This window comes from Galbitalea soli (assembly GCF_010686725.1).
Classification (GTDB): domain Bacteria; phylum Actinomycetota; class Actinomycetes; order Actinomycetales; family Microbacteriaceae; genus Galbitalea; species Galbitalea soli.
Genome location: NZ_JAAGWZ010000002.1, coordinates 644,570 through 668,780, shown reverse-complemented (window position 1 = coordinate 668,780; position 24,211 = coordinate 644,570). Strand labels below are relative to the sequence as shown.

Below are 24,211 nucleotides of genomic sequence, written 5' to 3'. Positions count from 1 at the left end.
GTGCGGTGCCCGGTGCGCGGGGTGAGGTGCCCTGCCGACCGGCGTGGCGGTTCGCCGGCCGCGGTGTCAGCTGGCGAGTTCGTCGTGCTGGGCGATGCGCTGCCCCACGACGGCGCTGATGCCGTCCGCGCGCATCGAGACGCCGTACAGGGCGTCGGCGATCTCCATGGTGCGCTTCTGGTGGGTGATGACGATGAGCTGCGAGTTCTCGCGCAGGTCGCGGAAGATCGTGAGCAGGCGCCCGAGGTTGGCGTCATCGAGCGCGGCCTCCACCTCGTCCATGATGTAGAACGGGCTGGGGCGGGCCTTGAAGATGGCGATGAGGAGGGCGACCGCCGCGAGCGACCGTTCCCCACCCGACAGCAGCGACAGACGCTCGATCTTCTTGCCGGCGGGCTTCACCGTCACCTCGATGCCCGTCGTGAGCATGTCGTCGGGGTCGGTGAGGTGGATGCTGCCGGTTCCCCCGGGGAACAGCACGGGGAAGACCTGATTGAAGGCCGCGCGGGTGTCTTCGAAGGCGCTGCCGAAGATGTCCTGCATCTTCTCGTCGATCTCTTCGATGATCGTGAGGAGGTCGCTGCGGGTGTTGCTGAGGTCGGTCAGCTGTTCGGTGAGGAACTTGTGGCGCTGCTCGAGTGCCGCGAACTCCTCGAGCGCGAGCGGGTTGACGCGGCCGAGCTGGCCGAGTTTGCGCTCGGCGCGCGCGAGCCGGGCCTCCTGCTCGGCGCGGTCGAAGGGGCGCGTTTCGCCGACGGTGTCGGCCCCCGCTGCGTCGGGACCAGCTGCGTCGGCCCCAGCTGCGTCGGCACCAGCAGCGTCGGCACCAGCCGGGTCGGCGTCGGCGTCGGCGGCATCGGCACCCGGGGCGAGAGCGTGCAGGGCGAGGGCATCCGGCGCATCCGCGTTCGCGGCCTCAGCCTCAGCATCGGCGGCGGCGACCGCACGGCTGCCCACGGCGCGCAGCGCCGCGTTCGTCAGGCTCACGTCGTCGGGTACCGGCAACTGCGGACCGTATTCCGCGACGAGCACGTCCTCGACGAGGCCGAGCTCCTCGCCGGCCCGCTCGAGCAGGGTGGAGAGGTGCAGTTTCTTCTCATAGATCTGCATCTCGATGCCGTGCACGGTGTCGCTCAGCGCGGTCAGCCGATCGCGCAGGGCCGTCTCCTGCTCGCGCAGGCCGGCGAGCTCCTGGTTCTGGTGCGAGCGCTCCGCCTCGCGTGCCGCGAGGGCGACCCGGGCCTCGGAGAGGGAGCGGTCGACGGCGTCGAGCACGGCGGGAAGGGCATCCACCACGGCCGTCGCGGTCGCGACCTGGCGAGCGCGGATCACCGCCCGTCTGGCCTGCTCCTCGGCGGCGGCGCGCTCGGCCACGAGGGTTCGGGCAAGCGACTCCGCTCGCGCGTCCTCGGCCCGAACGCGCTCCCGCACCGTCTCGAGCTGGATGCGCTGCTCGAGTTCCGCCGCGCGCGCGGCCTCCAGCTCCTCCAGTAGTCCGTCACGCGCCGAGACATCGAGGATGGGGCGCGGCGTCGACCCGTACTCGTCGCGCTCGGCCCGGGCGCGGTCGACATCGTCCTCCGCGCGCCGCGCGTTCTCGCTCGCGACCTGAACGCCGTGCGCGAGACGCTCGCACTCGGCCTGGGCCGCCTCGAACTGGATCCGAAGTCGACCGAGGCGCTCGGAGTGCGCGGCGAGCGCGGCGTCGAACTCGCGCAGGCGGGCCAGTGCCCGCGCCGACTCCTCCTGCGCCTGCTGCAGAGCGCCGCGCCTCTCGGCGAGCGCGAAGCGGGCCCGCTCGATCGCCGTGCTCACGGTCGCCAGCTTCTCGGCGGCGGCATCCCGCTCCGCGACGAGTTCGAGACGTGAGCGCTTTCCGCCCGATCCGCCCCGAAGCACGTAGTGGGTGAGCACCTCGCCCGCGCGGGTGATCACGGTGAGCCCGCCGACCTCCGCGAGCGCCGGCCACGCGCGACGCGCGGCAGCGAGGTCGTCGACGACGACGACGCGGGCGAGGATGCCGCGCACGCCGGCGGGCGCCACGACGAAGTCGGTCGCGGGTGAGACTCCGGCCGGCAGCGCTCCGAGTTCCGGCGCCTCCTCGGTGTCGGCGACGACGATCTCGACCCGGCCCGCGTCGGAGGCGAGCGCCTGGTCGAGCGCCGCGATCGCGGAGTCGTGGTCGTCGGCGAGCACCGCATCCGCGAGCGTGCCGAGTCCCGCGGCGATCGCCGCCTCGTATCCCGGGGTCACGCGCACGTGCTCGGCGACGAGCCCGCGGATTCCGGGAGCCGCGACGATGGACGCCGAACCGTCACGCTGATCGACCGCCATCGAGAGTGCCGAGTTGCGCGCGGCGAGCGCGTCGCGCTCCCGCTCCAGTCCGTGCAGCTCATCGCGCATCCGCTCGATATCGGCCTGCAGCGCAGCCACCGCCGCCTCGGACTCCGCGTAGGCGGCATCGAGCGTGCCATCGCCCTCGGGAGTCGTCGCGGCCTCCGCCTCGAGAGCGACGAACTCCCGGCGGGTGGTGTCACGCCGCTCCTCCGCCTGCTCGAGGGCATTCTGCTGGCGCAGCTGCTCGCCGCGGGTGGCCGCCAGTCGCGACTGCGCGACCTCGATCTGACTCGCCAGGCGGGCGACCTCGAGGTCGTGCCGCGAGACCAGGGCGCTCTGGAAGCTGATCTCCTCATCGAGGGAATCGAGCGACGCCTTCGCGGTCGCCGTCTGGGCGGCTGCGGCACCCACCTGCGCCTCGGCCGCGCCGACCTCGCCGCGCAGGCGCTGGGCCTCGGCGCGCGCGTCATCGACCATGCCCTGCGAGATGGAGACGGCGGTCATCCCGGGCAGTTCGGACTGCTGCGCGAGGAGGGCGAGACGCTGGTTGGCGAGCGTGAAGAGCCCGCGCAGCCGGTCCTGCACCTGTTCCAGGCCGAACGCGGTCTGCCGCGCGTGGTCGACCGCGTCGCCGACCATCGCCTGCTCGATGTGGTGGACGCGGATACGCGCCTGGTCGAGCTGCTCCTGCAGCACGATGCGCTCGCTCTTGCGCTCGCTCTCGCTGCGGCTGTACTGGGTGATCGACTCGCGCAGCTGAACCACGTCGTCGGCGAGGATGCGCGCGCGGGCATCCCGAACGATCGCCGCGATCGTCGCCGCCTCGCGGGCGATCTCGGCCTGGTGACCCAGCGGCTTCAACTGACGGCGGATCTCCCCCGCGAGGTCGGAGAGCCGCGTGAGGTTGGCCTGCATCGCGTCGAGCTTGCGCAGGGTCTTATCCTTGCGCCGACGGTGCTTCAGGATGCCCGCCGCCTCTTCGATGAACCCGCGCCGGTCTTCCGGGCTCGCGTGCAGCACCGCGTCGAGCTGGCCCTGACCCACGATCACGTGCATCTCACGGCCGAGGCCCGAATCGCTCAGGAGCTCCTGGACGTCGAGCAGCCGGCAGCTCTCGCCGTTGATCGCGTACTCGCTGCCGCCGTTGCGGAACAGCGTGCGGCTGATCGTGACCTCGGTGTATTCGATGGGCAGCGCCCCGTCGGAGTTGTCGATCGTGAGCAGGACCTCGGCGCGGCCGAGCGGGCCCTTCGTCGCGGTTCCGGCGAAGATGACGTCTTCCATCTTGCCGCCGCGCAGGTTCTTGGCGCCCTGCTCGCCCATGACCCAGGCGAGGGCGTCGACGACGTTGCTCTTGCCCGAGCCGTTGGGGCCGACGACGCAGGTCACGCCCCGCTCGAACTGGAAGGTCGTCGACTGCGCGAATGACTTGAAGCCCTTGAGGGTGAGGCTCTTCAGATACACGCGCCACCCCTTCTCCGACTCGGCCGTTGTCCTGGCACCTACGGTACCGGGCGGGCGGGGCGACACGATCCAGGCTCGCTCCGGCGGGGCGGGCGGCGGGCACGCGGGGCGGAGCCGCGGGTGGCCAGCGGGGCGGGCGGCGCGAACCGTGGGCGGTCGACGGCGGAGCCGCCCGCGGGGGCCCGGGCGCCCGAATGTTCGGGGACGGTAAGAGCACCGCGCAAACGCGCGGCGGCGGGCCGACGATGCACTTGAATGGTCGCATGTCCGACAGCAAGGGCCTCATCGTGGTGGTCGAGGACGAGCGCGCCATCGCCGAGCTGCAACGGCTGTACCTCACCGAGGCGGGCTTCGGGGTGCACCTGGAGCGGGATGGCGCGGCGGGACTCGCGCGCATCCGACAGTTGCGGCCGGTCGCGGTCGTGCTCGACGTCGGTCTGCCCGGGATGGACGGCATCGAGGTCTGCCGCCGCCTGCGCGAATCCGGCGACTGGACGCCCGTCATCTTCGTGACCGCGCGCGACGACGAGGTCGACCGCATCCTCGGGCTCGAACTGGGGGCGGATGACTACCTGACGAAGCCGTTCTCGCCGCGGGAGCTCGTCGCGCGGATCCGCACCATCCTCCGCAGACTCGACGGGCCGGGAACGAAGCCGGTGCTGCAGGTGGGGGCGGTGCGGATGGACGTGGCCGCGCGGACGGTCACGGTGGGCGGGGCATCCGTGACCCTCACCAGCACCGAGTTCGATCTGCTGGCCAAGCTCGCGGGCTCGCCCGGGCGGGTCTTCACGCGGGAGGAGCTGCTGTCGAGCGTGTGGGGACAGGCGGACTACGCGAGCGGCCGGACGGTCGACGTGCACGTGGCTCAGGTGCGAGCCAAGCTGGGCGAGGCGAGCCCGATCCGCACCTCGCGCGGCGTGGGCTACGCCGCCGTGGACGAGCCATGACCCCGGAGCCCGGCGCGCGCGGTCGGCGCCCCCTCGGCCTGCGCGGTCGCATCACCCTGGTGACGGTCGCCGTCGCCACCCTCGCCGTGCTCGTCACGGGGGTGGTCTCGCTGCAGCTCGTACGCCAGTCCTCCTTCGACCAGGCGCGCACTCAGCTCGCCGCGCAGGCCACCCTGCTCGCGCGCGTTCCCGCGGGCGGCGGCACCGCAGTGCAGGATCGCCTCTCCATCGCGCTCGGCGACACCGAGGTCGGCATCATCGCGGCCGACGGGTCGCTCAGCGGGCCCGCGGCCGAGCTGCTGCCGCCGCGACTGGTGCGCCGCGCCCTCATCGCGAAGGTGTCGACGACGATCGTGGGACCGAACGGACTCACGCTCGTCGAGGCGCGACCCCGGAAGTCCGGTGGGGCGCTCGTGCTGGCACTGCCGCGCGCCTCCGTGGAACAGCAGGCGCAGGGGGCCCTCTGGCGCATCGCCCTCGCCCTCGGCATCGGCCTCGTGGTGGCCGTGGTCGCGGGCTCCCTGCTCGCCCGCCGACTGGCCGAGCCGCTCGTCGCGGTGGCGCGCACGGCTCGGCGCATGTCTCGTGGCGAGCGGGGCATCCACCCGGCGCGCACCGGACCGGCGGAAGTCACCGCCGTCGCCGACGCGCTCGCCGCCCTCGACGTCGCGCTCGCGACGAGCGAATCCCGCCAGCGCGAGTTCCTGCTCTCCATCTCGCACGAGTTGCGCACCCCGCTCACCGCCCTCCGCGGCTATGCCGAGGCGATCGGCGACGGGATGATCGGCCCCGCCGAACTCCCCGGCGTCGGGCGCGTGCTGCTCACCGAGACCGAGCGGCTGGGTCACTTCGTGACCGACCTGCTGGAGCTCGCGCGGCTGGAGAGCGACGACTTCTCGATCCTCCACGAGCGAGTCGACGTGGGGGCGCTCCTGCGCGCGAGCCGGGACGCCTGGCAGGGGCGTGCCGCGTCACTCGGCGTCGAGCTCCGCGTGGAGGCACCTTCGCTCAGCATCGTGAGCGACCCCCGACGGGTGCGACAGCTGGTCGACGGGCTCGTCGAGAACGCGCTGCGGGTCAGTCCGGAGGGCAGCGCCGTGAGCCTCAGCGCGTCGGGCAGCCCGGCCGGGATCGCGATCGAGGTGCGCGACGGCGGCCCGGGCATCAGCCCCGAGGATGCGGCGGTCGCCTTCGATCGCGGGGTGCTGCACGAGCGCTACCGCGACAGCCGACCCGTCGGCACCGGTCTGGGACTCTCCATCGCGGCGCGGCTCGCCGGCCGGCTGGGCGGGGGCATCCGCGCGGAGAGCACCCCCGGCGGCGGCGCGGTGTTCACGGTGACACTGCCGGCCGCGTGACGCTGCCCGCCGAGTGACACTGCCGGCCGCGTGATCAGCGCCGCGGCCGATCGCGTGATCAGCGCTGCGGCCGATCGCAGAGCCCGCCGACCGCGGAGCCGGCCGATCGCGCAGCCGGCCGTCAGTGGCCGAGCGGCGCGACCGCCGCGCGAATGCGCTGGCAGTGCGGGCAGAAGTGGCTGCCGCGGTTCATGAACTGCTCGCGAACGATCATCCGCCCGCAGCGCGGACACGGCGTGCCCTGCTGGCCGTAGGCGTTGAGCGAGTGCGAGAAGTACCCCGACGCACCGTTGACGTTGACGTATTGCGCGTCGAAACTCGTGCCGCCCTCCGCCAGCGCCCTGCCGAGCACGAGGCGCACCTCCGCGAGCAGGGTGCGCGCCCGGGCCCGACTGAGCGTCGAGGTCGGCTGGTCGTAGTGGATGCGCGAGGCCCAGAGCGACTCGTCCGCATAGATGTTGCCGATGCCGCTGACGAGCGTCTGGTCGAGCAGGGCGCGCTTGATGCCCGTCGAACGGGCGGCGAGGGCGGCGAAGAATCGTGCGTCGTCGAAGTGCGGGTCGAGGGGGTCTCGCGCGATGTGGGCGACCTGGCTGGGCACCCGCTCGCCCGGCACGTCGGGGGTCTCGACCAGTCGGTCGACCGCCATCGAACCGAAGATGCGCTGATCGACGAAATCGAGGCGCAACTCGCCGTGCCTCGGGTGATCGATGTCGATGCGGATGCGCGTGAGCCGGTCGAGCGGCGCCCCCGGGTCGCGCAGCAGCACCTGCCCGCTCATGCCGAGGTGCACGACGAGCGCCTCGGGCTGAGGTGGCCCGCTCTCGAGCGGCTCGCGACCGAGGGGCACTCCCGCGAGTTCCTCCTGGCCCGCCGGCTCGAGCGGCAGCCAGAGGAACTTGCCGCGGCGTTCCGCGCTGAGGAGGCGACGACCGCTGAGGCGCGCGACGAAGTCGAGCGCTCCGGCGCTGTGGCGCTTCAGCGAGCGCTCGTCGAAGACCTCGACCGCGGCGACGGTCGCACCGGTTACCGAGGGCGCGAGACCAGCGCGGACGACCTCGACCTCGGGAAGCTCGGGCACGGCGGGTCAGTGCGTCGCGTGGTGCGCGGTGTCCGGCTTCGGCGCGGTCCTGACCGTGCGCCCCTTCGCCCCGCGTCCCGACTGCTGCGCCTGCAGCAGCGTCCAGGCCTCCAGCGCGGCGGCCATCTCGGCGTGCTTCTTGCTGCTGCCCTCGCCGCTGGCCACGGGCTCGCCGCCGACCAGCACAGTCGCGTGGAACCGCTTCGAGTGGTCGGGTCCGCTGTCGAGCACGCTGTAGCTGGGTAGTCCGCGACCGAGGCGGGCGGCGAGCTCCTGCAGGCTGGTCTTCGGATCCATGGCCGCTCCGAAGCGGTCGGGGTCTTCGAGGAGCGGGCGGATGAGCCGCAGCACGAAATCCGTGGCGACGTCCGGACCGCAATCCAGGTACACCGCGCCGATCATCGCCTCGACCGTGTCGGCCAGGATGGACGACTTGTCGCTGCCGCCCGTGAGCTCTTCGCCGCGCCCCAGGCGAATGTGCTCGCCGAGGCCGATCGACCGCGCCACCTCCGCCAGCGCGACCGAGGACACGAGGCTCGCGCGGCGCTTCGCCAGCTCGCCCTCATCGAGGTCGGGGTTCTCGCGGTAGAGCATGACCGTGACGGCCTGCCCGAGAATCGAGTCGCCGAGGAACTCGAGGCGCTCGTTGTGCGGGAGTCCGCCGTTCTCGTACGCAAAAGACCGGTGAGTCAACGCGAGCTGCAGAAGCTCGGGACCCACCGGTACTCCCAGTCGGGACGCCAGATCGGCTCGGGTGCTCTCCGTGCCGTTCATCGAAGAGTCAGCCACGATCCGAGGGGTGCGACGACTCGCGATCAGACGTCAGCGACCTTGCGGCCCTTGTACTCCATGTACAGGGGCGTGCCGGTCGAGTCGGTGACGACCTTGGCGCGGTGCGGCAGGCTGTAGACGGTCTTGCCGTTCTCGATGGTCTTCACCAGGGTCGGCGCGTCGGCCTTCCACTGTGCACGGCGCATGCGGGTGCTCGCACGCGACATCTTGCGCTTGGGTACAGCCATGACTATCTCTTCTCTTCTTCGGCGTCGGCATGAGGACTCGCCTCAGCAACGTCAACGTGTGGGGTGGAAGCCTCCGTCAACCCTTCGAGCCCCGCAAGCGCAGCCCACCGTGGATCGACGGGAGCGTCATGCTCGTGGCCCGGGTTGTCGAGAAGTCGTACCCCGCAAATCGGGCACAAGCCAAGGCAATCTTCTTGACAGACCGGTTGAAACGGCAGTGACAGCACCACCGCATCTCTGACTACGGGTTCAAGATCCACGTGATCGTCTTGAACCGTGTAGTCAAAAGCTTCGTCGAAAGAATACGCGAAAAGCTCCTGGAATTCGACCTCGACCGGAATTCTCACCTCGATGAGGCAGCGCACGCACTCCCCCGTGGCCTCCGTATCGACGCTGCCGGAGACGAGGATGCCGTCATGCAGCGACTCGAGGCGCGCCTCGATCTCGATCTCGGTGCCGGTGCGCACGCCGATCACCGCGTTGCCGAAGTCCTCGGCGGCCGTGACGTCGATCGACTTCTCGCGCATCTCGCCGGGACGGTGCAGCAGGTCGAACACCGGCACGGTGTACGGGGTCAGAGTGAAGTGGGACACGGTCGTCGATTCTATCGGGGGCCGGGGCGGCAGCGCAGGCGCAGGCTCAGGCCTCCACCGCGGTGAACGCCTCGTCGTAGATCGCGAGCGCGGCCGCCACCTCGTCGGGCGTGACCACGCAGGGCGGCACGACGTGGATGCGGTTGTCGGCCGAGAACGGCAGGAGTCCCCGGGCCATCAGCTCCTTCTTGAGCCGGCCGATGATCGCGGGCGAGACGGGCTCGCGGGTGACGGGGTCGGCGACGAGATCGAGCGCCCAGAACACCCCCACCCCGCGCACCTCGCCGATGAGCGGGTGACGCTCGGCCAGGGCACGGAGCCCGGGGCCGAGGTGACGTTCGCCGATCATCCGCGCGTTGTCGACGATACCCTCGTCGGCCATCGCGTCGAGAGTGCCGACGATGGCGGCCATGGCCAGAGGATGCCCGGAGTAGGTGAGCCCGCCGGGGAAGACCTCCTCGTCGAACGCGTTCGCGATCGAGTCGGAGATGATCACGCCGCCGGCCGGCACATACCCCGAGTTGACCCCCTTCGCGAAGGTGACGAGGTCGGGCTGGACCCGCTCCCCACCGGTCGCCGCGGGCGTCACGAAGGAGAACCACTCGCCGGTGCGACCGAAGCCGCACATGACCTCGTCGAAGATGAGCACGATGCCGTACGCGTCGGCCAGGGCCCGCACGCCCGCCAGGTAGCCCGGCGGCGGTACGAGCACGCCCGCGGTGCCCGGGATGGTCTCGATGAGGATGGCCGCGATCGACTGCGGCCCCTCCGCCTGGATGACCCGCTCCAGGTGGTGCAGGGCGCGCTCCGACTCCTGCTCGGGCGTCGTCGCCCAGAACTCCGAGCGATACAGGAACGGGCCGAAGAAGTGCACGTGCCCGCGCGCGTACTCGTTGGGGACCCGGCGCCAGTCGCCGGTCGCGACGACGGCCGCGCCGGTGTTGCCGTGGTAGCTGCGGTAGGTGGAGAGCACCTTGTCGCGGCCCGTCACGAGCCGGGCCATGCGGATCGCGTTCTCGTTGGCGTCGGCACCGCCGTTGGTGAAGAACACCTTGCTGAAGTGGCCGCCGGCGCGCTCGAGGATGCGGCTCGCGGCCTCGCCCCGCACGATGTTGGCGTGGGCGGGCGCGATCGTCGTCATGACGTCGGCCTGCGCCTTGATGGCGGCGACCACGGCGGGGTGCTGGTGACCGATGTTCGTGTTCACGAGCTGGCTGGAGAAGTCGAGGTAGCGCTTGCCCTCGTAGTCCCAGATGGTGGTGCCGAGTCCTCCCGCCGGAACCCACGGCGCGAGAGCGCCCTGCGCGCTCCACGAGTGGAAGACGTGCGCGCGGTCGAGGCTGAACGCGCGCGTCCCCTCGCTCGCATCGATCGTGACGGTGTCGGGATACTGATCGTTCATAACTGCCTTAGTTAGGGGTGCGGGGTCCGCGAGGGGCCTCCGCTCCAGAGTACTGAGTCGCCGCTCGCGTCAGGCCTTCGCCGTGACGTGATCGCGCATGGCCGGGATGACGGTCTCCCCGTACACGCGCAGTGTCTCCTCCTTGTTGTCGTGCTGCAGGTAGCCGGCGAACTGGTCCACCCCGATCGCCTTCAGCGCCGCCAGCTTCGCGATGTGCTCCTCGGCGGTGCCGATCACGCAGAAGCGGTCGACGATCTCGTCGGGCACGAAGGTGGTGTGCGTGTTGCCGGCCCGCCCGTGCTCGTTGTAGTCGTAGCCCTCGCGGCCCGCGATGTAGTCGGTGAGCGCCTGGGGCACGGCACCCTCCGCCCCGTACTTCGCCACGATGTCGGCGACGTGGTTGCCCACCATCCCGCCGAACCAGCGGCACTGGTCGCGCATGTGGGCGAGGACCCGCGGGTCCGACGAGTCGCCGATGTACATCGGGGCGGCGACGCAGAACTTGATGGCGAGCGGGTCGCGCCCGGCGGCCTCGGCCGCGCTGCGCACCGTCGCGATCATCCACTCGGCGATGTCGAGGTCGGCGAGCTGCAGGATGAACCCGTCGCCCACCTCGCCCGTGAGCTTCAGCGCCAGCGGCCCGTAGGCGGCCACCCACACGTCGAGGGTCGAGCCGACGCTCCAGGGGAACTGCAGCTGGGCACCGTTGTACTCGACCGGCCTCGAGTTGGCGAGCTCCCTGATCACGTGGATCGACTCGCGCAGGGTCTTCAGCGTGGTGGGCGCGCCGTTCGTCACGCGCACCGCCGAGTCGCCCCGGCCGATGCCGCAGATGGTGCGGTTACCGTACATCTCGTTGAGGGTGGCGAAGGTGGAGGCGGTGACCGTCCAGTCGCGGGTGGCCGGATTGGTGACCATCGGCCCGACGATGATGCGCGTCGTCTCGGCGAGGATCTGGCTGTAGATCACGTAGGGCTCCTGCCACAGCAGGTGCGAGTCGAAGGTCCACGCGTGGCTGAACCCGAACTGCTCGGCGAGCTTCGCCAGATGCACGGTGCGCGAGGCGGGCGGGTTGGTCTGGAGTACGACCCCGAAATCCATGGATGCTCCTAGATCAGGTACTGGCTGAGGCCGCGCTTGATGTACCGGCCATCGCCCTTCGCGCCAAGATACTGGCCGGAATCGACGATGACCTTTCCGCGCGAGATGACGGTGTCGACATGGCCGTCGATCTCGTAGCCCTCCCAGGCCGAGTAGTCCATGTTCATGTGATGGGTCTTGCCGAGGCCGATCGAGGTGTGCCCGGCTGGGTCATAGACGACGACGTCGCCATCTGCGCCGGGCTGGATGACGCCCTTGCGACCGTAGAGGCCGAACATCCGGGCCGGTGTCGTCGACGTGAGCTCGACCCAGCGCGAGAGCGAGATCTGGCCGTCGACGACGCCCTGATACATGAGGTCCATGCGGTGCTCGACCGAGCCGATGCCGTTGGGGATCTTGGAGAAGTCGCCGATGCCCAGCTCCTTCTGGCCCTTCATGCAGAAGGGGCAGTGGTCGGTCGACACCATCTGGATGTCGTTGGTGCGCAGGCTCTGCCACATGTGGTGCTGGTGGCCCTCCGACCGGGCGCGCAGCGGCGTCGAACACACCCACTTGGCCCCCTCGAATCCGGGGGCGCCGAGCTGCTCCTCGAGCGAGAGGTACAGGTACTGCGGACAGGTCTCGCCGAAGACGTTGAGGCCGCGGTCGCGCGCGGCGGCGATCTGCTCCACCGCCTGCTTCGCGCTGACGTGCACGACGTACAGCGGGGCGCCGGTGAGGTCGGCGATCATGATCGCGCGATGCGTCGCCTCCTCCTCCGCCTGCCAGGGCCGGGTGAGGCCGTGATAGTAGGGAGAGGTGTTGCCCGCCTCGATGGCCTGCCGCACGAGCACGTCGATCATCGCGCCGTTCTCGGCGTGCATCATCATGAGGGCGCCGTTGCTCGCGCCCTTCTGGAACGCCCGCAGGATCTGGCCGTCGTCCGAGAGGAAGACGCCCTTGTAGGCCATGAACAGCTTGAAGCTCGTCACGCCCTCGGCGATCAGCTCGTCCATCGCGGTGAGCGAGGCGTCCTGCACGTCGGAGAGGATCTGGTGAAAGCCGTAGTCGATCGCGCAGTTGCCCGCGGCCTTCTCGTGCCAGGCGTGGTACTGGTCGAGGATGTTCTGCTCCGGGTACTGCACGACGAAGTCGACGATGCTCGTCGTACCGCCCCAGGCCGCGGCCCGGGTGCCGGTCTCGAAGGTGTCGCTCGCGAAGGTGCCGCCGAAGGGCATCTCCATGTGGGTGTGTGCGTCGATTCCCCCGGGGATGACGTACTTGCCGGCCGCGTCGACCACCGTGTCGACATTCCGCTCGATGTCGAAGCCCAGCAGCGTCGAGCCGGGGGCGAGGACCGCGGCGATCGTCTCGCCGTCGATGAGCACGTCGGCCGCTCCCACGCCCGTGGCGTTGACGACCGTGCCGTTCTTGATGAGGGTCTTCATCGTGTCTCTCCTGCGGGTCGCGTCACGGCTTGGTGATGGAGGTGTAGGAGTCGGGCCGACGGTCGCGATAGAACTGCCAGTTGTCGCGAACCGTGCGGATCATGCTGAGATCGAGGTCGCGGATGACGATCTCCTCGTGCTCGCCGCTGCCATAACCGCCGATGACGTTGCCCTGCGGGTCGACGAACTGGCTGTTGCCGTAGAAGGTGACCGCGAGTTCGCCGTACTCGTTGTCTTCGCGCCCGACCCGGTTGGGCGCGCCGATGAAGTAGCCGTTCGCAGCAGCGGCGGCGGGCTGTTCGATCTCCCACAGCCGGTTGGAGAGCCCCGGCTTCGTCGCATTGGGGTTGAACACGATCTGTGCGCCGTTCAGTCCGAGCTCCCGCCAGCCCTCGGGGAAGTGACGGTCGTAGCAGATGTAGACGCCGATCGGACCGACCGCGGTCTGGAACACGGGGTAGCCCAGGTTGCCGGGCCGGAAGTAGAACTTCTCCCAGAAGCGGTCGAGGTGCGGGATGTGGTGCTTGCGGTACTTGCCGAGGATCGTGCCGTCGGCATCCACCACCACCGCCGTGTTGTAGTACACACCCGGCATGTCTTCCTCGTAGATGGGCAGCACCATGACCAGCCCCAGCTCCTTCGCGAGGGCTGCGAAACGCTGCACGATGGGCCCGTCGGCGGGCTCGGCGTAGGCGTAGTACTTGGCATCCTCGGTGATGCCGAAGTACGGGCCGTAGAAGAGCTCCTGGAAGCAGATGACCTGGGCACCCTGCGCCGCGGCGTCCCGCGCGAACTGCTCGTGCTTGTCGAGCATGGACTCCTTGTCGCCCGTCCAGGTCGTCTGGGTGATGGCGGCGCGAACTACGGTCATGAAAACCTCCGTCGGTGCTTGCTTTTTGTTATTATTCGCCGTAAACATTTCTCGGTTGTTTCGGAGAATGACGATGGGGTAAAACCTACGGGAGGCCGCGTGAAGTCCATAGCATCCGTCATCGAGGAGACCACCCCGAGCGGAATCGCGGGCGCTATCGCACGTCTCATCAACACGGGAGACCTCGCTCCCGGCGACCGGCTGCCGACGGTGCGCGACCTCGCCGCCGACCTCGGCGTCAGCCCCGCCACGGTCAGCCACGCCTGGCAGGCGCTCGCCGGCGTCGGACTCATCGTCTCGCGCGGCCGCAGCGGCTCCTTCGTACGCGCCGAGCGCACCACCCGACTGCCGCCCCGGTCGCGGCACCTCACCCAGCAGCCGGATGCCCGGCTCGACCTCTCCACCGGCACCCCCGATCCCCTGCTCCTCCCCCAGCTCGGGCCCGCGCTCTCGCGCGTGGCGCGGCAAGCGGGCACCGCCAACTACTTCGATGAGCCGGTGATCCCCGAACTGATGGCGCACCTGCTCGCCTCCTGGCCCTTCACCCCCGACTCGATCACGGTCGTCGACGGTGCGATGGACGCGATGTCGCGCACGCTCGACCTCGTGCTGCGCTTCGGCGACCGGGTGGTCGTCGAGAATCCCGGCTTCCCGCCCCTGTTCGACCTGCTGGAGCACTTCGGCATCGAGAAGCTGCCGGTCGCGCTCGACGCCGAGGGGATCCGCCCGGAGTCGCTCGCCGAGGCGATGAAGTCCGCGCCCGCCGCCATCGTGCTGCAACCGCGCACCCACAACCCGTCGGGAGTGTCGATGACGGCCGATCGGGCGCGGGAGCTCGCGCGGGTGATCCGCACCAGTCGGCACGGTGCCGACACCGTCGTGATCGAGGATGACCACTCGGGCGAGATCTCGTCGAGCGCGGATGTGAGCCTCGGCACTCACCTGCCCGATCGCGTCGTGCACATCCGCAGCTTCTCCAAGTCGCACGGACCAGACCTGCGCATCGCCGCCGTCGGCGGCCCGACCGAGCTCATGGACCGCCTGGTCGCGCGGCGGATCCTCGGTCCCGGCTGGACCTCGCGCATGCTGCAGACGATCCTCTACGACCTGCTGACCGACGAGGTGAGCGTCGCGCAGGTCGCCGAGGCGCGGGCCTCGTACCGCCATCGGCAGCAGTCGCTCGCCGCCGCCCTGCGCACGAACGGCTACGACACGGCGGTGGCCGACGGCATCAACCTGTGGATGCCCGTGGCCGACGAGCGCGACGCGGTCGTGCAGCTCGCCGCGGGCGGGATCCGGGTGGCGTCGGGGGAACCGTTCCAGATCGGGGTGGCGGAGCCGTGCATCCGGGTGACGGCGGGGCAGGTGCGCGGCGACTTCGAGGCCGTGGGGGCGCTGCTGGCCGCGGCGGCGCGGCGGTAGCGGGAGGGGAAGCGGCTCAGGCCGGCGCAGCTCGGGTCGGCGCAGCTCAGGCCGGCTCAGCTCGGGTCGGCGCAGCTCAGGCCCGCGCGACCCCGCTCACCCAGTCGAACAGGGTGATCGGCACGAGGATCCCGCGCAGGCGCTGCGGCAGCGGGGTCGCCCGCCGCAGCCCGACGATGACCGCGCTGAGGCTCGCCGCCAGCCGGTCGCCCACGTAGAGCCGCGACGGTGGTGCGAAGCTCTCGCTCTCCACGATCCCGCGCAACTCCTCGAGCGCCTCGCGCGGAACGCCCTCGATGGCGACCTCCCGCGTGATCCAGTCGACGAACTCGCGCGGGGTGTAGGCCGCCTGCACGTCGTAGCCGAGGTCGCGCGTCGTCTCCCGCAACTCGAGCCAGGCGTTCGCGGCCGTCTCCCGCCCGTCGCGGATCGCGGCGAGACGTCGACGCCGGATTCCCCCGCGGATCATCGCCGGCCCGAGGGCGAGCGCCGAGATCACGAGCACCGCGAGCGCGCCCCAGCCGAGGGTTCCCGAGCGCACGACGTCGGTACCGCCGGTGCTGCCGGGGATCGCCTCGTTGGCGAGCCGCGAGGCCCCCGTCGCGCTCGCGCTCGGCGCCGGCGCGGCCGAGGAGCTCGGCTGGCTCGTCGGCGTCGTCGTCGATCCGTCGGGCGCCGTCGTCGGGAAGTCCTGCAGGGTGCCGCGCGTGGGCGTCGGCTCGAACCGCACCCAGCCGATGCCGGCGAAGAAGAGCTCCGGCCACGCGTGCAGATCGTTGGAGGAGACGGTGAACACGCCGATGTCGGCGCCCGGCGGTGAGGTCGGGGTTCCCGGCAGGAAGCCGACCGCGACGCGCGAGGGGATGCCGAGGGTGCGCGCCATGACCGCCATCGTGGTCGCGAAGTGCACGCAGTATCCGGCCTTCGCCTTGAGGAACGGCACGATCACGTCGAGTCCCGAGCCGTCGTAGCCCGCGCTGACCGGGGCCTTCTCGGAGTAGGTGAACTGCCCGCGGAACCAGGTCTGCAGCGCGATCGCCTTGTCGTAGTCGTTCGTCTTGCCGGCGACGACGCGCTTGGCGGTCGCGGCGACGACCGGATCGAGACCCGCCGGCACCCGGGCGAGCGGGTTGCCCGTCGACCGCGGTGCGGCCTCCAGCTGGTTGGTCGTCGGCGTGACGGCGAGGGAGTCGACCCGGTACTTCTGGCCCCGCATATTCGAGTCGGTGCTCGTCACGGCGAGGGCCTTCGGCTCCCAGTACCAGTCGCCCGAGAGCCCCGAGATGGCCGTCGCGGGGTAGGGCACGGGCAGCCACTGGCTCGAGGTGTTCTCGACCTGCACGCTCGTCTCGACCTTCGACGTGGCGATCCCCGCCCCCAGCCCCGGCGCCGCCCCGATCGTCGCGACCCCGTGGCCCGGCCGCTTCACCGCGGTCACCGGCACCCACGAGGTGCCCTGGAAGCGGTCGAGGGTGGTGAGCCGCAGGTACTGGCCGTCGGGCACGTTCGTCGTGTAGGTCAACGCCACGGTCGGCACCCCGCGGCGCAGGTCATCCCCCAGGGTGATGATGGGGTTCACGCTCGTGCTGATGAGTCCGGTGCCGGTCGAGGTGCTCGGCGGCGCGACGGGCGGCAGGATGCTCGGCAGCAGCAGCCCGCCGACGACCGCCGCCGCGCCCACCACGAAGGCGACCGCGGGCTGGATGCGGCGCAGCCGGGTGCGGATGATGAGCAGGTAGACGGCGGCGACGATCACGTAGAAGAACGGGTCGGCGAGGTTCGGCTGCACCGCGCTCGGCACGGTGATGACGATCATGAGGGGCAGGCCGACGAACGCGGGCACCCGCCACCAGATCGCGAGCGCGTCCATGACGACCGCGATGGCTCCGACCGTGGTGACGATGAGGAACACGATCCCCGGAGTGGCGGCCGCGGGGATCGCCTCGCGGGCGATGTCGGCCTGCGCCATCTGAACGAGGAGCGAGAAGCGCTGGAACGACTCCACCGTGGGAACGACCCCGAGCACGGAGCGCGGCCCGCCGAAGAACAGCGTGATCACGCCGACGGCCGCGACCAGAGCGGCCGCCGTTCCGGTCCAGTGCGGGCGCGTGAAGGCGCGCACGACGGCGGCGACACCGAAGACGAGGATGATCATGCCCGCGCCCGCGAGCCACCACCCCGTGCCTGCCAGTAGCGGTCCGAGCGCGGCGAGGGCGAGGCCCAGGGCGAGCGCGAGGAGGCCCGACATCCGGAGGTTCATGGCACCGGTGGGAACGGTGCGCAGGGTGGGGCCGTGCGGGATGCGGTGGTCGCGCGGCGTGCGGTCGGGGTCGCCACCGGGGGCACCGCCGCGGTCACCGCCGCGGCGGGGGCCGCGCGCACCGCGCGAGCCGCGTGCTGTGGAGCCGGGCGTGAGGCTGCGCCAGCTGGGGCCACGGGGGGCGGGGGGCCGGTCATCCGGCTGCTCGTCGCCGGGGCGCGGGCGCTCGGTCAGGACGCTCATCGCGCCTCCCGGATGCGGGGGCGCTCGGTCAGGACGCTCATCGCGCCTCCTGGATGCGCGGGGCTCGACGACCCGCCGTCATCGCAGTTCTCCCGGGCGGCGGCTGCCCGACGCGGTCGGCGAGCCGAAGCGACCGATGCTCGCCCACACCACGGCGGGGTCGTCGCCCGGCCGCACGGGGACGCAGGTCCAGCCCGCCTCCGCCAGGTGCTCCCATGCGCGCATCGACGAGGATCCGACGATGAATGCGACGCCCTCCTCGAAGGCTCGTCGCTGCGCGACGATCCAGTTCAGGGTCACCGTGGAGGGGTCGGAGACGACGGCGAAAATCGGGCCGACGATGCCCGTGGAATCGCGGGTGCCTTCGCGCCCGAGCGCGACGGGGTCGGCGAGGCGCACGCCCGCGAGGCTGAGCAGGAACTCGAGGTCCTGGCCCGCACCCTCGGCGACATCACCCAGCGGGGCGATCTGCGGGGTCGCGGTCTCCACGACGTGGACCAGGTACCCGGAGCGGTGCAGGTGCACGCCGAGTGACGCGACCATGCGGATCGCCCACTCGAAGGCGGCGCTCTCCGCGTTCTCGAACGCGAGGTCGCTCCAGTCGTGCACGTACCCGTCGCTGCGGGTGTCGATGAGGATGCGCGCCTCCGGGAAGCTCCGCTGCTCCTCCTGGCGCACCATGAGCTCGCCCGCGCGAGCGGAGGCGCGCCAGTGCACGCGGCGCAGCGCGTCTCCGCGCCGGTACTCGCGCGTCATCAGGTCGTCCTCGTTGCCGACCGCGAGGCGTTGGATGAGTCGCGCGTTGCCGTCGCCGGAGACGAACAACGGGCCGCCTTCGCCGAGGGGCAGCACCGCCGGGACCACATACATCGACTGGGATGTGCCGACCGTGGCGTGGCCGATCGCGAGGCCGAAGGGATCGGTGAACTCGACCTCGAGCGGCCCGATCGCGTACACGCCGCGCACCTGCGGCCGGAGGGTGTAGCTCAGGCGTGCGCTGCGGCGCGGAGCGGAGTCGCGCGTCTCGGGCCGCATGCCCGCGGGGACCCGGCCCGGGGCGAGCGGTGGCAGCGCACCGGGCCCGGCGGTGCCGGGGGGCCACGGGATGCGGTCGGCCCACGTCGCGGGCGCGCTGCCGAAGGGCGAGGCGTTCTGCACGTCGAGCAGCACGGTGCTCGTGGACCCCGCGCTGACCACCCGCGGCGAGAAGGTGCGCGTGACGTCGAGTCGAAGCGGCCGGATCACGACGACCGCGAGTGCGATGAGGGGAAGGAGGGCGAGGAAGCTGAGCACGTAGACGAGCTGGGTGAGCCCGGTGCCGTAGGCGACGATGCCGCAGCCGAGCGAGCCCCCCAGGAAGTAGAGGCCGCGAAGAGTCAGCCGGGCGACACTGCCCCGCGGTGCGCGCTGTCGTCGGGCCATGATCGGCGGGTCAACCCCTGCCGCGAGAACCCAGGGGCACGGGAGTCTCGGAGACGATTCTGGTGACGATCTCGGCCATCGTCTCGCCCGAGTATCCGCCGACGGTGACCCCGACGCGACCGGCCGGAATCAGGCGATGGCTCAGCACGGGCACGCTGAGGGCGTTGATGTCGTCCGGGAGCACGAAGTCGCGGCCGTCGAGCGCGGCGCGCGCCTTCGAGGCCCGCACCAGTTGGAGCGTGGCGCGCGGGCTGGCGCCGAGGCGCAGCTCCGCGTCGTGGCGGGTCGCCTGGGCGATCGCGACCGCGTACTGTTCGATCGCTGCGCTCGCGTAGACCGCCCGCGCAGTCGCGATCATGGCCGCGAGTTCGGCGGTGCCGACGACCGGCGAGATGGCGTCGAGAGGACTCGAGGTCGCGCGGGTGCGGAGCATCGCCATCTCGGAGCGGGCATCCGGGTACCCCATGGAGATGCGGGCCATGAACCGGTCGCGCTGGGCCTCCGGCAGCGCGTAGGTGCCCTCCATCTCGATCGGGTTCTGCGTGGCGACCACGGTGAAGGGGCTCGCGAGCGCGTAGGTCTTGCCGTCGACGGTGACCTGGTGCTCCTCCATGCTCTCCAGCAGCGCGGACTGCGTCTTCGGGCTCGCGCGGTTGATCTCGTCACCGATCACGATGTTGGCGAAAACCGGCCCCGGCTTGAACTCGAACTCGCGATCGGACTGGTTGAACACGCTCACGCCCGTGATGTCGGCCGGCAGGAGGTCGGGAGTGAACTGGATCCGCGACACCGAGCTGTCCACGCTGCGCGCCAATGCGCGGGCGAGCATCGTCTTGCCCACGCCGGGCACGTCCTCGATGAGCAGGTGTCCCTCGGCGAGCAGCACGGTCAGCGCGATCTCCACCGCGTCGCGCTTTCCGTCGATCACCGTCTCGATCGATTCGATGATTCGGGAGGAGGCCGCAAGGAACTGATCTGCGGGCATGGCCTCCGCAGTCGGGAGCGACACGTCGGCGTGGCCCGGTTCGAATTTGGCCGGGAATGAGTTCACTTTCTGAGTCTGCCAGAACGATGCGGAAACGTTACCTGCGAATGTGCTGTGGCCGAGGGGTCCTCAGCTTCTCCGGGGCGTCTCCGCAGAGTCTCCGGGGCTTGCGCGCGGCTGCTCCGCGGCGTCTCCGGGCGTCTCCGCGAATTCGCCGGAGCTTCTCCGGGGCGTCTCCGCGGCTTCTCCGCGGCCGCGGACCGCCGCGCGCCTGGCTGCCGCGCGCGACGAGCAGGGACACGGCTCGGCTAGCCTGACCTCACTATGACTTCGATCGTCGTCCTCTCCGGCGGGGTGGGTGGGGCTCGCTTCCTGCGCGGCCTGCGCGCGCACCTCGCCGACGCGCCCGGCAGTGCCCCCGGCGGGCCCGCCAGCGCACTCGGCTTGCCCGACAGTAGCCGCGACTTGGCCGCCACTGCCCCAGATTCCGCGACGGTGACCGCGGTCGTCAACACGGGCGACGACATGTGGCTGAGCGGCGTGCGGATCGCGCCCGACCTCGACTCGATCATGTACACGCTGGCCGGGGAGAACGACGAGGTCCGCGGCTGGGGGCGCGTGGGCGAGAGCGAGCGGGTGAGTTCGGAGCTGCGTGCCTACGGCATCGGCTGGCCGTGGTTCACTCTGGGCGATCTCGATATCGGCACCCACTTGGCGCGCACCGCCCTGCTGCGTGACGGTCAGACTCTCACCCAGGCGACGGCGCGGATCACCTCGCGCTGGCCACTGGGTGTTCGCCTCCTCCCCGTGACGGATTCGGAGGTCGAGACTCACGTCGTCGTCGAACCTGACGACGCGGCGGAGGGTCGCAGCTCGATGCACTTTCAGGAGTGGTGGACCCGACACAGGGCATCCCTCCCGGCACGAGCCTTCGTGCAGCACGGGCTCGAGTCGACCACGGCGACCCCGGAGGTGATCTCGGCCATTGTGGACGCCGATGTGATCCTGGTGGCGCCGTCGAATCCGGTCGTGTCGATCGGCACGATTCTGGGCATCCCGGGCGTTCGCGAGGCGATGGCGGCGAGCGCTGCGCCGATCGTCGGTGTATCCCCGATCATCGGAGGCGCCGTCGTTCGAGGGATGGCAGATGCCTGCCTCAGCGCGATCGGTGTTCCCACGGCGGCGGACGCCGTCGCCCGCCACTATGGCGCACGCGCCGACGGAGGGCTTCTCGACGGCTGGCTCATCGATGAGGTGGATGCGAGCCTCGCGCCCGGAATTGAAGAGTCGGGGATCCCGACGCGCGTGGCGCCGCTCTGGATGACCGACGTCGCACGGTCCGCCCGCCTTGCCGGCACTGCGCTGGACTTCGTCCGCGAGTTGCGAGCGCGCGCCTGAGGCAGCGGGCACACCCCCGGCAGCTCGCACGGGCGGGCGCGCCGCCACGACGACGCCCGCGTCGAGGTGTCCGGCAGGGTTAGACTGCCGAGGAATCTGGTTGTGCGCCTGGCTGTGGGTGGTCGTTCCAAGCGAAAGCCGTGCCCCCTGTGCCCGCAGATCTCCCCCTGTCGCCATCCCTCCCGAGGCCGTCCATCTCGGGGCCCTCCACCACGAGGCAATCCGTGCCGAGCGAGTCGGTGACGCCCGCGTCATTCGTGCCCACCGCATCCGCCATCTCCCGCGCCCTGAAACGCGCCGAGTCGGGCGTGACGCTCGACGCCGTCGAGGCTGAGACTCTGATGCACGCACGAGCGGGTGATCTCGAGCGCCTGCTCGTCGCGGCGTCGCGTGTGCGTGACGCCGGCCTCGCGAAGGCCGGGCGCCCGGGTGTGATCACGTACTCGCGGAAGGTCTTCATTCCGGTGACGCACCTCTGCCAGGATCGGTGCCACTATTGCGCGTTCGTCAAGACGCCCGCGCAACTCGCTCGCGAGGGCAAGGCGATGTTCATGTCGCCGGATGAGATTCTCGAGGTCGCCCGGCAGGGCGCAGAGCTCGGATGCAAGGAGGTGCTGTTCACCCTGGGTGACCGGCCCGAGGCGCGCTGGCCCGAAGCAGCCGAATGGCTCGACGCCAACGGCTACGACTCGACGATCGCCTACCTCCGGGCGATGGCAATTCGCATCATGGAGGAGACGGGCCTCCTCGTCCACATGAATCCGGGCGTGATGACGTGGGAGGAGATCCAGCGCCTCAAGCCCGTCTCGCCGTCGATGGGAATGATGCTCGAGACGACCTCCACTCGGCTCTTCACCGAGAAGGGTCAGGCCCACTTCGGCTCCCCCGACAAGGATCCGGTCGTGCGCTTGCGGGTCATCGAGGACGCGGGTCGTTCGAACGTGCCGTTCACGACCGGCCTTCTCCTGGGGATCGGGGAGAGCTACGCCGATCGCGTGGAGGGACTGTTCGCGATCCGGGCCGCGGCGCGACGCCACGGGCATATTCAGGAGGTGATCATCCAGAACTTCAGGTCGAAGATGTCGACCGCGATGATGCGGCGCGACGACCTGCCCCTCGATGAGTACATCGCCGCCGTTGCGGTGTCGCGACTCGTGCTCGGCCCGGCGGCTCGACTCCAGACGCCCCCGAACCTCACCGACGAGACGGAGCTGGCCCTGCTGGTGCGCGCCGGCATCGATGACTGGGGTGGTGTCTCGCCGCTCACGCCCGACCACGTAAATCCGGAGCGGCCGTGGCCCAACATCGACGAACTCGCCCGCCTCACCGGGGCTGCGGGATTCACCCTCAGAGAGCGCCTCACCGTTCACCCTCACTACGTGCGCGCTGAGGAGCCGTGGCTCGATCCACGGCTCCTGCCCCATGTGCGCGCGCTGGCCGACACCGGAGGACTCGCCGTCGAGGGCCGGGTGCCCACTGGCCTCCCGTGGCAGGAGCCCGACCCCGAGTGGCTCGGATCCGGCAGGGTGAACCTGCATACCGAGATCGATACCGTCGGGCGTGCCACTGACCGTCGCAGTGACTTCGAGGACGTCTACGGTGACTGGAGCGAACTCCGCGAGAAGGTCGGGCGCGACCGCGCTGGGGCGATGGGCGTAGCCGGCACCCGCGGCAGCGGGGACCCCGCTGTGCACGCCGCCCTCCTCCGCGCGGAATCCGACCCCGCGGGACTCAGCGACGGCGAGTACCTGGCCCTGCTCGGCGCCGAGGGCGGCGACCTCGATGCGCTGGCCGGGCTCGCCGATCGAATTCGTCGCGAGGTGAACGGTGACGGCATCGGCTACGTCGTCAACCGCAACATCAACTTCACGAACGTCTGTTACACCGGGTGCCGGTTCTGCGCCTTCGCCCAGCGGCGCACCGACGCCGATGCATTCACGCTGTCGATGAAGCAGGTCGGCGACCGAGTCGATGAGGCCTGGATGATCGGCGCCACCGAGATCTGCATGCAGGGCGGTATCCATCCCGACCTTCCCGGCACCGCCTACTTCGACCTCGCCCGCGAGGTGAAAGCCCGGCAGCCGCAGATGCACCTGCACGCGTTCAGCCCGATGGAGATCGTGAACGGCGCCACGAGGACCGGGCTCTCGTACGCGGAGTTCCTGAGCGAGGCGAAGTCGGCCGGGCTCGACACTATTCCGGGCACGGCCGCGGAGATCCTGGATGACGACGTGCGGTGGATTCTGACGAAGGGGAAGCTGCCGGCGTCGGCGTGGATCGAGATCGTGACGACGGCGCACCGGCTGGGCATCCGTTCGTCGTCGACGATGATGTATGGCCACGTCGACAACCCCTCGCACTGGGTGGGCCACTTGCGAACGCTCTCGCGCATTCAGGACGAGACGGGTGGGTTCACCGAGTTCGTTCTGCTGCCGTTCGTACACGCGAACTCGCCGGTGTATCTGGCCGGCGTGGCGCGACCGGGGCCGACAGCGCAGGAGAATCGCGCGGTGCACGCGGTGGCGCGGTTGATGCTGCACGGACGTATCGATCACATCCAGACCTCGTGGGTGAAGCTGGGCACGGAGGGCACCCAGCTGATGCTGCAGGGAGGCGCTGACGACGTGGGCGGCACGCTGATGGAGGAGACCATCAGCCGGATGGCCGGCGCGGACAACGGGTCGGAGAAGACTGTCGACGAGCTGGAGGAGCTGGCCCGCGGGATTGGTCGGCACGCGTACCAACGCACAACGACCTACGGCACCCCGTCGGAGGAGCGTCGCGCCGTGGCACGAGCGCATGCGTCGACGGGGTACGCGTCGACCGGGAAGTCGTTGAAGCTTCTGCCGCTCGAGGTGGCGCAGGCGCGGTAGCACGGGGG

Annotated in this window: 17 protein-coding genes; 5 read left to right on the top strand and 12 right to left on the bottom strand. The window is 70.6% G+C overall.

The features are described 5' to 3' along the window. Positions 1-66: 66 nt before the first annotated feature. Complete coding sequence (locus tag G3T37_RS09265; RefSeq protein WP_163473320.1) at positions 67-3,801, bottom strand: AAA family ATPase; 3,735 nt, start codon at positions 3,799-3,801, stop codon at positions 67-69. 263 nt (positions 3,802-4,064) lie between these two features. On the opposite strand from G3T37_RS09265, the gene G3T37_RS09260 reads away from it, so the two are divergent. Together G3T37_RS09260 and G3T37_RS09255 are read left to right on the top strand one after the other, a co-directional pair. Then, a complete protein-coding gene (locus G3T37_RS09260) occupies positions 4,065-4,748 on the top strand; it encodes a response regulator transcription factor (RefSeq protein ID WP_163473318.1) in 684 nt (227 codons plus the stop codon). After that, the gene (locus tag G3T37_RS09255; RefSeq protein WP_163473316.1) at positions 4,745-6,106 is read left to right on the top strand and encodes a sensor histidine kinase; all 1,362 of its coding nucleotides are present in this window, start codon (positions 4,745-4,747) and stop codon (positions 6,104-6,106) included. The genes G3T37_RS09260 and G3T37_RS09255 overlap by 4 nt, the downstream gene beginning before the upstream one ends. A 121-nt stretch (positions 6,107-6,227) precedes the next feature. Here G3T37_RS09255 and mutM read toward each other — a convergent pair whose 3' ends face one another. The 8 genes from mutM to G3T37_RS09215 form a co-directional block, all read right to left on the bottom strand. Next, on the bottom strand, positions 6,228-7,187 hold the full coding sequence (gene mutM, locus G3T37_RS09250) for a bifunctional DNA-formamidopyrimidine glycosylase/DNA-(apurinic or apyrimidinic site) lyase (protein WP_163473314.1): 960 nt from the start codon (positions 7,185-7,187) through the stop codon (positions 6,228-6,230). 6 nt (positions 7,188-7,193) lie between these two features. Further along, positions 7,194-7,961, bottom strand: a complete 768-nt coding sequence (gene rnc, locus G3T37_RS09245; RefSeq protein WP_163473737.1) for a ribonuclease III — start codon at positions 7,959-7,961, stop codon at positions 7,194-7,196. Between the two features lie 41 nt (positions 7,962-8,002). Further along, positions 8,003-8,206: a 50S ribosomal protein L32 gene (gene rpmF, locus G3T37_RS09240; RefSeq protein ID WP_163473313.1), complete on the bottom strand. Its 204-nt coding sequence runs from the start codon at positions 8,204-8,206 to the stop codon at positions 8,003-8,005. Between the two features lie 2 nt (positions 8,207-8,208). After that, positions 8,209-8,799, bottom strand: a complete 591-nt coding sequence (locus tag G3T37_RS09235) for a YceD family protein (protein WP_338401228.1) — start codon at positions 8,797-8,799, stop codon at positions 8,209-8,211. 46 nt (positions 8,800-8,845) lie between these two features. After that, a complete protein-coding gene (locus G3T37_RS09230; protein WP_163473311.1) occupies positions 8,846-10,201 on the bottom strand; it encodes an aspartate aminotransferase family protein in 1,356 nt (451 codons plus the stop codon). A 69-nt stretch (positions 10,202-10,270) separates the two neighbouring features. Further along, entirely contained in the window at positions 10,271-11,302 is a 1,032-nt protein-coding gene (locus G3T37_RS09225) for a TIGR03842 family LLM class F420-dependent oxidoreductase (protein ID WP_163473309.1), read from the bottom strand. Positions 11,303-11,310: 8 nt separating this feature from the next. Then, positions 11,311-12,729 carry a dihydropyrimidinase gene (gene hydA / locus G3T37_RS09220; protein ID WP_163473307.1) on the bottom strand — a complete coding sequence of 473 codons (1,419 nt, stop codon included), beginning with the start codon at positions 12,727-12,729 and terminating at the stop codon, positions 11,311-11,313. A gap of 22 nt (positions 12,730-12,751) precedes the next feature. Then, the gene (locus tag G3T37_RS09215; protein WP_163473305.1) at positions 12,752-13,600 is read right to left on the bottom strand and encodes a nitrilase-related carbon-nitrogen hydrolase; all 849 of its coding nucleotides are present in this window, start codon (positions 13,598-13,600) and stop codon (positions 12,752-12,754) included. Positions 13,601-13,699: 99 nt separating this feature from the next. Here G3T37_RS09215 and G3T37_RS09210 point away from each other — a divergent pair, with 99 nt between their 5' ends. After that, positions 13,700-15,022 (top strand): aminotransferase class I/II-fold pyridoxal phosphate-dependent enzyme, encoded by a 1,323-nt coding sequence (locus G3T37_RS09210; RefSeq protein ID WP_163473304.1) that lies wholly within the window; start codon positions 13,700-13,702, stop codon positions 15,020-15,022. Between the two features lie 76 nt (positions 15,023-15,098). Here G3T37_RS09210 and G3T37_RS09205 read toward each other — a convergent pair whose 3' ends face one another. From G3T37_RS09205 to G3T37_RS09195, 3 genes are all read right to left on the bottom strand, one after another. Further along, positions 15,099-17,525 carry a transglutaminase TgpA family protein gene (locus G3T37_RS09205; protein ID WP_163473302.1) on the bottom strand — a complete coding sequence of 809 codons (2,427 nt, stop codon included), beginning with the start codon at positions 17,523-17,525 and terminating at the stop codon, positions 15,099-15,101. A 78-nt stretch (positions 17,526-17,603) separates the two neighbouring features. After that, positions 17,604-18,947 carry a DUF58 domain-containing protein gene (locus G3T37_RS09200; RefSeq protein WP_163473300.1) on the bottom strand — a complete coding sequence of 448 codons (1,344 nt, stop codon included), beginning with the start codon at positions 18,945-18,947 and terminating at the stop codon, positions 17,604-17,606. Between the two features lie 10 nt (positions 18,948-18,957). Then, positions 18,958-19,932: an AAA family ATPase gene (locus tag G3T37_RS09195; RefSeq protein ID WP_163473733.1), complete on the bottom strand. Its 975-nt coding sequence runs from the start codon at positions 19,930-19,932 to the stop codon at positions 18,958-18,960. Positions 19,933-20,256: 324 nt separating this feature from the next. Between G3T37_RS09195 and cofD the strand changes: the two genes are divergently transcribed. Beyond that, positions 20,257-21,330, top strand: a complete 1,074-nt coding sequence (gene cofD, locus G3T37_RS09190) for a 2-phospho-L-lactate transferase (RefSeq protein ID WP_163473298.1) — start codon at positions 20,257-20,259, stop codon at positions 21,328-21,330. 224 nt (positions 21,331-21,554) lie between these two features. Then, positions 21,555-24,203: a bifunctional FO biosynthesis protein CofGH gene (locus G3T37_RS09185; RefSeq protein WP_338401227.1), complete on the top strand. Its 2,649-nt coding sequence runs from the start codon at positions 21,555-21,557 to the stop codon at positions 24,201-24,203. Positions 24,204-24,211: the final 8 nt, after the last annotated feature.